The following is an 11,764-nucleotide window of genomic DNA, read 5'->3' as shown; positions in this document are numbered from 1 at the left end:
CGTGTACAACAGTGCGTATGTCAGAGGGTAATGCGGATCAGGCGAACCGGGAGGACTTAGCCGCCGTTGTCGCGGCCGTCCTCACCGGTTCGCGCCTGCTCGTCTCCATCGCCGTCCGCTCGCTCGGCGCGGTCGAGGACAAGGTCACGCTGCCGCAGTTCCGCATGCTCGTGGTGCTTGCCGGGCACGGGGAGACCAAGCTCGTCACCATGGCCGAGCTGCTCAACGTCAACCCCTCCACGGCCATGCGGATGGCCGACCGGCTCCTCGCCGCCCGGTTGATCGTGCGCGAGGTCAATCCGCGCGACCGCAGGGAGAGCCTGATGCGCCTGACGGCCGAGGGCCAGCACATCGTGGATCAGGTCACCGCCCGCCGCGGCGAGGAGATCGCCGCGATCGTCTCGCGGATGCCGATCGAGCAGTGCCGGGCGCTGGTCACGGCGATGACGGCCTTCACCGAGGCAGGGGGTGAGCTGCCGGAGGACGCCCTGCACCCGCTCGGCTGGCCCGACATCTGAGAGTCGATCTTTGCCTAGAGCAAATTTTGCATCCTGCCATGAACGGCCCCGCCCGGCCCTGCGTACCTCCTTCTGAACAGTCCGAGGTCCCATGAAGGGGGTGACGGCGTGCGACTTCGACATCGCCGTCCCGTTCTCGCCATCAGTGGCGTCGCCGTGCTCCTGGCTCTCGGCGCGTGCGCCAGCCTCCCCGGCGCTCAGCTCCCCAGCGCTCAGATCCCCGGCGCTCAGATCCCCGGCGCGACGGTCGTGCCGGGCGTCGGGAACGCGCCGCCCGCCGCGGCGGGGGCGGTCGACGCCAGTACGTGGGCGACCAAGTGGGGCCCGTTGTCGGCGGCCGACAGGGAGCTGATCACCAAGGTCCGGCTCGCCACCCTGTGGGAGATGGTCATGGCGCAGCAGGCCACGCAGCGGGCGAGCACCGCACGGGTGCGGCAGATCAGCGCGGAGATCGCGGCCCAGCACCATGTCCTCGACGAGAAGGGCCTCGCTCTGGCGGCCAAGCTCAAGGTGGAGCTGCCGATCAAGCCGACTGCCCTGCAGCAGGAATGGATGGCCGACATCTCCAGCCGGTCCGGCAAGCAGTATGACTCGACGTACGTGAAGTGGCTGCGGCTCGCGCACGGCCAGATCTTCGCCCTGATCGGCGCGGTGCGCGGCAGCACGCAGAACACCCTCGTGCGGAGCTTCTCCGAGCAGGCCAACGCGGCGGTGCTGAACCATCAGCGCCTGCTGGAGAGCACCGGCCTGGTCAACCCTGACGCCTTCCCGTCCCCGCCGGCCGCCTGACCGCCGGGGTCCGGTTAGGGCAGGCGGCCCACCTGGGCGAGCGCCTGCTTCAGCAGCACCCCCTGGCCGCCGGTCATCTCCTGCTGGACCAGGGGGGAGGCGGCCTCCTCCGGCGTGAACCAGACGAAGTCGAGGGCGTCCTGGCGGGGGCGGCAGTCACCGGCGACCGGGACGATGTAGGCGAGCGACACGGCGTGCTGGCGCGGGTCGTGATAGGGCGTGACCCCCGGCGTCGGGAAGTATTCGGCGATGGTGAACGGCTGCGGCGACGCGGGCACCTGGGGCAGCGCCGTGTGGCCGAGGTCCTTCTCCAGGTGGCGCAGGAGCGCGTCGCGGACCCGCTCGTGGTGCAGCACGCGTCCCGAGACCAGTGCCCGGCTGACCGCTCCGTCTGAGCCGATGCGGAGCAGCAGGCCGACGCGGGTCACCACGCCGGTGTCGTCGACTCGCACCGGCACGGCGTCGATATAGAGGATCGGCATCCGCTCCCGCATCGACTCCAGCTCCTCCGGAGCAAGCCAACCGGGCACAGTTTCGGTCTTTTCGGTCATCTGACGATCGTACGTCCCAGCGTCCCTTGATCCATCCGGACCCTCCAAGCTTCGGTAAAGCCTATCGTCACCGGCGTCAGGTGTCCGGCCGCCCGGTAATGAACCCCGCATGAGCGATGTGTGGCGCCGGACCCCGATCGCCGCCGACGGCACGCTCGGCACCGCCGCCGAGCATCCCGGACGGTGCGATCCGCGCTACCTCGCCCGGCGCCACGCGTTCGCCGAGCTGGCCCGTGGTCACCGGGTGGGGGATCCGTCGCCGGTGATTGCGTACACCGAGAGCGAGCACGCCACCTGGCGCCGGGTCCACCGCGCGCTCGACGACGCGCACCGGGCGTACGCGTGCCGGGCCGTGCTCGACGCGCGGGAGGAGGTCCGCGTCCCCGCCGACCGCATCCCCCAGCACGCGGAGGTCGGGGCCCGGCTGCGGCGGTTGACGGGGTTCGACCTCACGCTGGCCGGGGGAGTGGTGGAGAACAAGCGTTTCCTCGGCTCGATGGCCGGGGGGTACTTCCACGCCGTGCAGTTCGTCCGTCATCCGGCCGTGCCGCTGTACTCGCCGGAGCCGGACATCATCCACGACGTGTTCGGCCACGGCATCCACCTGGCCGCACCGGAGTTCGCCGCGATCTACCAGCTGATCGGCCAGGCCGCGGTGCGGGTGGAGACCCGTGAAGCCCTGCAGATCATCAGTGATCTGTACTGGTTCACCCTGGAGTACGGGGTTCTGGAGGAGGGCGGGACCCCCAAGGCGTACGGCGCGGCCCTCCTGTCGTCCTACGGCGAGCTCGGCCGCATCGACCGCGGCCGGATCCGCGACCTGAACGCGCTCGACGCGCTGGCCACCCCCTACGAGATCTCCGGATACCAGCCCGTGCTGTTCGGCGCCCGCTCGCTGACCCACGTCGCCGACACACTCGCCGACTTCCTCGACGCCTTCGACGACGACTCGGCCCTGCGACTGCGGCCGCATGGCTGACATGTCACGGCAGCGGTTTGTCGTACAGCCACGAGCAGATCAGCGGTATGACCGACGGGTCGGCGTAGCGCCCCACATGGGCGACGAAGGCGTCGGTGGTGATGTCGCCGTGCCGGTGGGTGTCGGTCCAGGCGCGCAGGATCATGAAGAACACCTGGTCGCCCAGCTTCCGCCGGATCGCGTGCAGGGTCAGCGCCCCGCGCTTGTAGACGCGGTCGTCGAACAGCAGCGCCGTGCCCGGGTCCCCCAGCACGAAGTCCTGGGGGAGGATCTCCAGCCGGCGGCGCCAGCGGGCGGCCAGCTCGTCGGCCGTCGGGCCGCCCGAGGCCTCCGACCACAGCCACTCGGCGTACGTGGCGAAGCCCTCGTGCAGCCAGATGTCCTGCCAGGAGGCCACGGTCAGGCTGTTGCCGAACCACTGGTGCGCCAGCTCGTGCGCGACCAGCCGCTCGTGCCCCCGCCGGCCGTCGACGTGGTTCCGCCCGAAGACCGCCATGCCCTGGGCCTCGATCGGGATGTCGAGCTCGTCGTCGGTCACCACGACGGTGCAGGTGGCAAACGGGTACGGCCCGAACCGGTCGACGAACAGCGCCATCATCTGGTCCTGGCGCCCGAAGTCGTGCCGCGCCCGCGTCCCGAGCCGGGGCGGGTGGGCCAGCCGCGTGCCGCCCACGTCCGTGAACTGGTAGCGCCCGATCTGCACGCTCGCCAGATAGCTCGCCATGGGCTCCGGCTGCTCGTACACCCAGGTCGTGGTGCCCGCCGACCGGTATTTGTGGACGAGCAGGCCGTTCGCGATCACCTGGTACGGCGAGGCGGTGGTCACCGTGATCCGGTAGGGCGCTTTGTCGCCGGGCCGGTCGTTGCACGGGAACCAGGAGGGCGCGCCGATCGGCTGACTGGCCACGAGCGCGCCGTCGGTCAGCTCCTCCCAGCCCAGGCCGCCCCACACGCTCCGCACCGGCCTGGGACTGCCCGTGTAGCGGACCTCCACGGCGGCGGTGGCCCCGACGCGCAGCGTCCAGGGCAGGCTGACGCGCAGCTTGCCGTCGCGGTGCGTGTAGCGGGCGGTGACGCCGTCGACGGTGACGCCCGAGACGCGGAACTGGCCGAAGTCCAGGTCCAGGCCGTCGAGCTGCTCGTGCGCGATCACCGACAGCACGGCCGTGCCGTCCAGCCAGTTCGTGGACACGCGGTACTTCAGCGTCAGATCGTACTGCGCGACCCCGTACCTGATGTCGCCGTGCGAGGGGAAGTACGAGGTCATCGCCAGGCCGCGATGGGATTGCCGAACCAACGGGAGCCGTCGGGAACGTCCTCACCCCGCATGACCAGGGAGGCGGGGCCGATCGTGGCGTCGGCGCCCACCCGGGCGGCGGGCAGGATCACGCCGTGCGGGCCGAGCGTCGCCCCGCCTTCCAGCGTGACGGTGTCCATGCTCATGACCCGGTCGTGGAACAGATGCGTCTGCAGCACGCAGCCCCTGTTGACGCTGGCGCCGTCGCCGACGCTCACCAGGTCCGCCTCGGGCAGCCAGTAGGTGTGACAGGTGACCCCATGCCCGATGCGTGCCCCGAGTGAGCGCAGCCACACGTTCAGGGGCGCGGTTCCCAGCCACGGTTCGGCGAACCAGGGCGCCGCCAGCACCTCCACGAAGTTGTCCGCGAGCTCGTTGCGCCACACGAACGAGCTCCACAGCGGTCGGTTGCCCGCCGCGATCCGGCCGACCAGCGCCCACTTGGCGGCGGTCGCCACCGCCGCGGCGACCACCCCGGCGGCCAGCATCAGCACGCCGCTCAGCAGCGCGGCCACCGCGAAGCCGTACGACGCCGCGACCCACTCCATGGCCCCGGCGGTCAGGACGGCCAGCGCCACCGCGCCCATCGCGGGCACCACGCGGCAGACCTCGACCAGTGCGCGGGCCGCCTTCAACCGCGCGGGCGGGTCGTAGGTGCGGCTCCGGTCGCCTTCCTCGGTGGTCCGGCGCAGCTCCACGGGCGGCATGCCCAGGTAGGACGAGCCGGACTTGGCCTTCTTCGGCGTCGCCGACAGCACGCCCACCAGGCCGTCCTTGGGCACCTTGCGGCCGGGCGCGGTCATCCCCGAGTTGCCGAGGAAGGCCCGCTTGCCGATCCGCGCCGAGGCGATGCGCATCCAGCCGCCGTCGAGCTCGTACGGGGCGACCATCGTGTCGTCGGCCAGGAACGCGCCGTCGCCGACCGAGGTCATGGTGGGCAGCGCGAGCACGGTCGACAGCTCCACGCCGCGGCCCACCCGCATGCCGAGCGCGCGCAGCCAGGCCGGCGTCAGCACGCTGGCGTACAGCGGGAACAGCCACACCCGGGCCGCGGACATCAGCCGGCCCGTCGCCCACGCCTGCCACGCCTGGCGGCTGTGCACCGGATAGTTGCCGGGACGCATGCGGATGCCGAGCAGCCGCACGATCACCAGCGTGACCAGCGCGAACACGGCCATCCCGACGACCGTCGCGAGCGGCACACCGATCAACGCGCTCGTGAGCGCCGCGCCCAGCGTGCGCGCGTCCCCGGCGTACCAGCCCAGCACCGCCAGGCCGGACAGGACGGCGACCACCGGCAGCAGGCTGAGCACGACGGCCGACAGGCCGTACATCACCACCCAGAACCGGGAGCGGGCGGCCCGCTCGATCGGCTGCGACCTGCGCGACTTGCCCTGCCGGGCGGCCGGTGCCCCGGCCCAGCGCTGCCCGGCAGGTACGCTGCCCTCGACCGCCGAGCCGGGGGCGATCTGGGCGTTCTTTCCGATCTTGGTGCCGGGGAGCAGGGTCGACCGGGAGCCGATGGTGGCGCCCGCGCCGATCCGGATCTCGCCGATGCGCAGCACGTCGCCGTCGTACCAGTAGCCGCTGAGATCGACCTCCGGCTCGACCGAGGCGCCCGCGCCCAGCCTGAGCAGCCCGGTCACCGGGGGAGCGGAGTGCAGGTCGGCGTCTGCGCCCACCTGGGCGCCGAGCAGCCGGGCGTACAGGCCCATCCACGGCGCGCTGGCCAGGTCGGGCACGCCGAGCCGGGCGGCCAGTTGTTCGGCGAACCACAGCCGCAGGTGCACGCCGCCGCCGCGCGGATGGCGGCCCGGCCGTACGCCGCGCAGCAGCAGCCGGGCCGACCCCGCGGCCAGGCCCATCCGTCCCGGCGGGGTGACGAACACCAGCCAGCCCAGTGCCACCCACCACCACGAGACGGCAGGCGCCCACGGCGGCGCGAGCAGGTCGCCGAGCGTCGCGAGCAGCACGATCCAGCGCATGGCACCCGCCGTGAGCAGCGGCACCATCAGCGCGGCCTGCGCGAGCGAGGCCCGCGCGGGCATCGGTGTCACCGCCCGGCGGGCCGACTTGGCCGGGCCGCGGGCGGCCAACAGCTTCGCGAGCCCGGCCAGGGTCGGGTGCGCGTAGACGTCGCCCACGGCCACGTCCGGGTAGTCGACGCGCAGGAGCGACACGAGCCGGGCCGCGGCCAGGCTCGTACCGCCGTCGGTGAAGAAGTCGGCCTGCGGCCCGTCCGGCGCGACGCCGACGACGTCGGTCCACCGCTCGGCCAGCCACGCCTCGACCGGGCTCAATTCACCGGTCGCCGCGTCCGGCGCGCCCGGCTCGGCCAGCGGCCAGGGCAGCGCGTCGCGGTCGATCTTGCCCGAGGTACGCGTGGGGAGCGTGTCGATCAGCGTCAGCCGGGGGACCAGGGCGGCGGGCAGCGATTCGGCCAGCAGTTCGCGGGCCTGCCCGAGGTCGAACCCGTCGTCCGCCACGAGGTAGCCGACGAGCAACTGGTGGCCGCCGCCGGCGGTCCGCACCGCGGCGGCCGCGCCCGTGACGCCCGGCAGCGCCTGCAGCGCGGCGTCCACCTCGCCGAGTTCGATCCGCCGGCCGCCCAGTTTCACCTGGTCGTCGGCCCGGCCGATGAAGTAGAGCCCTTCCGGCTCGGCGCGGACGAGGTCGCCGCTGCGGTAGGCGCGTTCCCAGCCGAGCGACGGCAGCCGCGGGTACTTCTCGGCGTCCTTCCCCGGGTCCAGGTAGCGGGCCAGGCCCACACCGCCGATGATCAGCTCTCCGGTCTCGCCCATGGCCACCGGGTCGCCTTCCGCGCCGACGACGGCCAGATCCCAGCCGTCGAGGGGCAGCCCGATGCGTACCGGCTCCGCGCCGGTGAGCCGCGCCGCGCACGCGACGACGGTCGCCTCGGTGGGGCCGTAGGTGTTCCAGACCTCTCGTCCCGGTACGGCCAGCCGCTCCACCAGCTCGGGCGGGCACGCCTCGCCGCCGAAGATCAGCAGCCTGATGCCGTCGAGCGACTCCACCGGCCACAGCGCCGCCAGCGTCGGCACGGTCGAGACGGCCGTGATGCCCTGCTCGGCGAGCCAGGGTCCCAGGTCCATGCCGGTACGCACCAGCGATCGGGGGGCGGGCACCAGACAGGCGCCGTGGCGCCAGGCCAGCCACATCTCCTCGCACGAGGCGTCGAAGGCCACGGACAGTCCGGCGAGCACCCGGTCGCCGGGGCCCAGCGGGCGGTCCTGGAGGAACAGGCCCGCCTCGGCGTCGACGAACGCGGCGGCGGAGCGGTGCGTCACGGCGACGCCCTTGGGCTTGCCGGTGGAACCGGAGGTGAAGATGATCCAGGCGTCGTCACCGGGCACGGGCGGCTGCGGGCGCGGATTCCAGTCGTCGCCGGGTGGCAGCGGCTCCGGCGACATCGTCCGCACGATCAGGTCGCCGATCGCCCGATCGGTCGCTTCGCCGGTCGCCTGCTCAGCCGGTCCGCCGGTGACGATCGCGGCGTCGGCCGTCGAATGACCGGTCATGCCCGCGGCGTCGGCCGTCGGTCTGCCGGTGACGATCGCGGAGACGTTGGCTTCGGTGAAGACCAGCTCGGCGCGTTCCTCGGGGTCGTCGGCGTCGACGGGCACGTACGCGGCGCCCGCCGCGAGCACGGCGAGGATCGTGACGTACAGCTCGGCGGTGCCGGATGGCACCCGCACACCGACCCGATCACCGCGGCCGATCCCGGCCTCCCTGAGCTCGCCCGCCACCCGCGCCACCTCGGCACGCAGCCGCCGGTAGTCGAACCGCGTGGTCCCGTCGTCGAGCGCCGGCTCGTCCGGGTGGACCCGCGCGGTCTCGTCGAGGATGTCGAGCAGGGTACGGGGCGCCGCCGCCAGCGGGCCCGCGGGGTAGACCGCGCGCGAGGCGAGCTTTAACGGCTGGAGATCGGCCATGTACGGACTCAAACGCTGCTCCTCGAGTCGGGCGGAGCCGGTCCTGTCGCACTGAAGAGCACACGCTGCTTCCGCCGCCATCTGTGACGATTACGCCACCGCGTTAGCAACAGCCGCATATCGGGCGTCTATTCCAACCTCGCCGAAGTCGGCGAGTCGCGCCAGGCCCTTCGCCGGTGGACTTCGGGGAGAAGCGGGCCAGGTGGCATCAACGCCGTGTTACCGTCCCACACCTGGCAGTTGCCGATCGAGCGTTGGGGGATGCGTGGAACGCAGGTTCGCCGTGCGCGAGCAGTTGACGGGTGTGGTGCGAGCGGCGCTGGGCGCTGAGCACCGGCTGGTCGATGTGCTGCGTCTTCGGGGCGGCACCAAGAAGGGTGTGTACCGGCTCGTTCTCGACGATGGTTCGACCGCCATCGCTTACATCTGGGACGCGACCGAGAATTACTGGCCCGGTCTCCAGGTCGAGGATCACGCGGACCCGTTCTCGCCCGCTTCCGGTCTGGAGCTGTTCGAGGCCGCCCATCGGCGTCTGGACGCCGCCGGGGTCCGGGTGCCACGGATCTATCTGGCCGACCGGGGCAGGGAGCTGTATCCGGCTGATGTCGCGGTGGTCGAGGACATGCCGGGCGGGACGTTGGAGGCATTGATCCAGCGCGATCCGGCGGCGGCGGAGCCGGTTCTGGCGCGGCTGGCCGAGATGCTCGAGGTGATGCGGGGTCAGGCGGGGCCGGCTTTCGGCAAGGTGGCCCTGGTCGACGGCGGCGGGGTTTCCACGGGCCGGTCGTGTGAGCAACTGGTCTTCGAACGAGCGCTCGTTGACCTCGAGGAGGGCGCTGTCCGGGACACGCGGCTCGCGGCTGCTCGTGATCGGCTGGAGGGGGTGCTCCGGGAGCTGGCGGGGGGTGTGCGGCCGCGGTCGGTGCACGCGCTGGTTCATGGGGAACTGGGGCCGGATCATGTGCTGGTGGACAGCGCTGGGCGGCCGGTGCTGATCGACATCGAGGGACTGATGTACTTCGACATCGAATGGGAGCACGCGTTTCTGCGGCTGCGGTTCGGCGCGGATTATGGGCGGCTGAGCTGGGACGGGCTGGATGAGCGGCGGATGTCGTTCTACACCCTGGCCATGCGCCTGTCGCTGGTGGCCGGGCCGCTGCGGTTGATCGAGGGGGATTTTCCGGGGCGGGAGGCCATGCGGGGGATCGCCGAGCACAATCTGCAGCAGGCGCTGGCCTTCGTCGGCGGGTGAGGTGTCAGGCGGACTTGTCATGACGTTCCGGTCGTCGGCCGGGGTGGTCGCGGGGCACCAGGGTGGGGTTGACGTTGTCGAGCACGGTGTCGCGGCCGATGACGATCCGGGCCACGTCGTCGCGGCTCGGCATCTCGTACATGAGATTGAGCAGCACTTCTTCGAGAACGGCGCGGACGGCTCTGGCGCCGGTGCGGCGCAGGAGCGCCTGGTCGGCGATGGCGGCGATGGCTTCGCCGGTGAACGCGAGGTCGATTCCGTCGAGTTCGAAGAGGCGCTGATACTGCTTGACGACCGCGTTGCGTGGTTCGGTGAGGATCCGGATGAGCGCTGTCCGGTCCAGTGGGTGGAGAGTGGAGATCACCGGCAGCCGGCCGACGAGTTCGGGGATGAGGCCGAAGGTCAACAGGTCGGCGGGGGTGGCGTGGGGGTGGGCGTCGGTTTTCCGAGGGGTGAGGAAGCCGCTGCTGTTGTTGCCGGTGCGTTGTTCGATGATGTGGTCGAGGCCGGTGAAGGCGCCGCCCGCGATGAACAGCACGTTGGTGGTGTCGATCTGGATGACCTCTTGGTGGGGGTGTTTGCGGCCGCCTTGGGGCGCGACGTTGACCGTGGTGCCCTCCAGGATGGTGAGCAGTGCCTGCTGGACGCCTTCGCCTGAGACGTCGCGGGTGATGGACGGGTTGTCGCTCCTACGGGTGATCTTGTCGATTTCGTCGAGGTAGATGATGCCCGTTTCGGCTTTGGCGATGTCGCCGCCGGCGGCCTGGATGAGCTTGAGGAGGATGGTCTCGACGTCTTCGCCGACGTAGCCGGCCTCGGTGAGCGCGGTGGCGTCGGCGATGGCGAAGGGCACGTCGAGCATCCTGGCGAGGGTCTGGGCGAGGTGGGTTTTGCCGCTGCCCGTGGGGCCGATGAGCAGGATGTTGGATTTGCCGAGTTCGATGTCCTCGGTGTGCCGGATGCGTTTGTAGTGGTTGTAGACGGCGACGGCGAGCGTCCTCTTGGCGGCGTCCTGGCCGATGACGTAGTGGTCGAGACGTTCGTGCATGTCTCGTGGTGTGGGCAGGTCGTGGGGCGGGGTGATCTCGTCGGCGTCGATGAGTTCGGTGCAGAGCCCGACGCATTCGTCGCAGATGCAGATCCCGGCGGGGCCCGCGATGAGCTTGCGGACCTGCTGCTGGGTCTTCCTGCAGAACGTGCATATCGGCTGGTCGCGGACCACTGAGGTGGCTCCTCGATGATCAGAGGGTGACGGTCAGGGAGGACAGACGCCAGGTGCCGGGGTCGGGGGCGCGCGGCGCGGGCTCGGCGAGTGCGAGGCCGGGGTAGCGGCGGAGCAGGGCCGCGAGGGCGACTTCGGTCTGTACGCGGGCGAGGGAGGCGCCGATGCAGAAGTGCGGCCCGTGGGCGAAGCCGAGGTGCCCGGGTTGTCCGGCGGGCCGGGTGATGTCGAAGCGGTCGGGGTCGGCATAGGCGCGGGGGTCGCGGTGGGCGGCGGCGACGGAGGCGGTGACGGCGTCGCCCTTGGCTATGGGGGTGCCGCACAGTTCGGCGTCTTCGCGGGCGTAGCGGGGGATCGTCAGCAGGGTGGGGCCGCACCAGCGGATGAGCTCCTCCACGGCGCGGGGCATGAGGCCGGTGTCGGCGCGCAGCGCGGCGAGTTGGCCGGGGTGGGTGAGCAGGGCTTCGACGGCGTTGGCGATGAGGTTGGTGGGTGTCTGGCCGGCCATGACGAGGTGCCAGATGAGGGTGACGAGTTCGGTGTCACTGAGCCGGTCGCCGTTCTCCTCCTGGGCTTGGATGAGGTCGGAGATCAGGTCGTCGGCGGGTTCCGCCCTTCGACGGGCGACGGCCGCCTTGGCGCCTTCGATGATGGCCGGGATGGCGGCGGCGAAGGCGGGACCGGCGCTGGTGACGACGGTGGCGCCGTACTCGCGCCATCGCAGGCGGTCGGCCGCGGGGATGCCGACGAGCTCGCAGATGACGTCCATGGGCAGTGGCCGGGCGAAGTGCGTCATCAGGTCGACGGGGCCGTGGCCGGGCAGGTCGTCGAGGAGGGCTTCGACGATGGACGCGATGCGCGGGGCGAAGTCGGCGGCGCGGCGGGCGGTGAAGGCGGGTGCGGCGAGCCGGCGTAGCCGCAGGTGTTCGGTGCCGTTCATCTCCGACATGGTGCGCATGTAGGGCAGGCAGTCTTCGGGGACGTCGGGGCGCATGAAGCTGTCGGTCCTGATCTCGAATCGGGGGTCGCCGAGCATCGTCTTGATGTCAGCATGCCGGGTCACGACCCACATGGGGCCGAAGCCGGGGGCGCCCACGCGGGCGATGGGGGCGAGCTCGCGGGCGCGGCCGTAGGCGGTGAAGGGGTCGACGGCTACGCCGGGGTCGGTGAGGTCGATCTGCGGCACCTCGGTTGTCATGCATC

At 71.4% G+C, this 11,764-nt stretch carries 9 protein-coding genes; 4 read left to right on the top strand and 5 right to left on the bottom strand.

Annotation, left to right across the window (positions count from 1 at the left end; translation table 11 throughout):
- Positions 1 to 17 precede the first annotated feature (17 nt).
- Together KLK06_RS42190 and KLK06_RS60585 are read left to right on the top strand one after the other, a co-directional pair.
- Positions 18 to 518 carry a MarR family transcriptional regulator gene (locus KLK06_RS42190; RefSeq protein WP_214641310.1) on the top strand — a complete coding sequence of 167 codons (501 nt, stop codon included), beginning with the start codon at positions 18 to 20 and terminating at the stop codon, positions 516 to 518.
- 108 nt (positions 519 to 626) lie between these two features.
- Positions 627 to 1,307 carry a DUF4142 domain-containing protein gene (locus tag KLK06_RS60585; protein WP_214641309.1) on the top strand — a complete coding sequence of 227 codons (681 nt, stop codon included), beginning with the start codon at positions 627 to 629 and terminating at the stop codon, positions 1,305 to 1,307.
- Between the two features lie 14 nt (positions 1,308 to 1,321).
- Here the strand turns inward: KLK06_RS60585 and KLK06_RS42180 are convergent, their stop codons facing one another.
- Positions 1,322 to 1,858: an NUDIX hydrolase family protein gene (locus tag KLK06_RS42180; RefSeq protein WP_214641308.1), complete on the bottom strand. Its 537-nt coding sequence runs from the start codon at positions 1,856 to 1,858 to the stop codon at positions 1,322 to 1,324.
- Positions 1,859 to 1,967: 109 nt separating this feature from the next.
- Here KLK06_RS42180 and KLK06_RS42175 point away from each other — a divergent pair, with 109 nt between their 5' ends.
- Positions 1,968 to 2,837: a phenylalanine 4-monooxygenase gene (locus KLK06_RS42175; RefSeq protein WP_214641307.1), complete on the top strand. Its 870-nt coding sequence runs from the start codon at positions 1,968 to 1,970 to the stop codon at positions 2,835 to 2,837.
- A 4-nt stretch (positions 2,838 to 2,841) separates the two neighbouring features.
- Here the strand turns inward: KLK06_RS42175 and KLK06_RS42170 are convergent, their stop codons facing one another.
- Both KLK06_RS42170 and KLK06_RS42165 read right to left on the bottom strand, forming a co-directional pair.
- Positions 2,842 to 4,104 carry a M1 family metallopeptidase gene (locus KLK06_RS42170; protein WP_214641306.1) on the bottom strand — a complete coding sequence of 421 codons (1,263 nt, stop codon included), beginning with the start codon at positions 4,102 to 4,104 and terminating at the stop codon, positions 2,842 to 2,844.
- A complete protein-coding gene (locus tag KLK06_RS42165) occupies positions 4,101 to 8,099 on the bottom strand; it encodes a Pls/PosA family non-ribosomal peptide synthetase (RefSeq protein ID WP_250906843.1) in 3,999 nt (1,332 codons plus the stop codon). The genes KLK06_RS42170 and KLK06_RS42165 overlap by 4 nt, the downstream gene beginning before the upstream one ends.
- A gap of 253 nt (positions 8,100 to 8,352) precedes the next feature.
- Here KLK06_RS42165 and KLK06_RS42160 point away from each other — a divergent pair, with 253 nt between their 5' ends.
- Positions 8,353 to 9,339 carry a phosphotransferase gene (locus KLK06_RS42160; RefSeq protein ID WP_308168701.1) on the top strand — a complete coding sequence of 329 codons (987 nt, stop codon included), beginning with the start codon at positions 8,353 to 8,355 and terminating at the stop codon, positions 9,337 to 9,339.
- A 4-nt stretch (positions 9,340 to 9,343) separates the two neighbouring features.
- Here the strand turns inward: KLK06_RS42160 and clpX are convergent, their stop codons facing one another.
- Both clpX and KLK06_RS42150 read right to left on the bottom strand, forming a co-directional pair.
- The gene (clpX, locus tag KLK06_RS42155; RefSeq protein WP_214641305.1) at positions 9,344 to 10,561 is read right to left on the bottom strand and encodes an ATP-dependent Clp protease ATP-binding subunit ClpX; all 1,218 of its coding nucleotides are present in this window, start codon (positions 10,559 to 10,561) and stop codon (positions 9,344 to 9,346) included.
- Positions 10,562 to 10,580: 19 nt separating this feature from the next.
- Positions 10,581 to 11,759, bottom strand: a complete 1,179-nt coding sequence (locus KLK06_RS42150; protein WP_214641304.1) for a cytochrome P450 — start codon at positions 11,757 to 11,759, stop codon at positions 10,581 to 10,583.
- Positions 11,760 to 11,764: the final 5 nt, after the last annotated feature.

Source organism: Nonomuraea sp. NEAU-A123, from assembly GCF_018603905.1.
GTDB lineage: Bacteria > Actinomycetota > Actinomycetes > Streptosporangiales > Streptosporangiaceae > Nonomuraea.
Note: the sequence above shows the minus strand (reverse complement) of the source record. Positions and strands in the feature narration are given on the sequence as shown.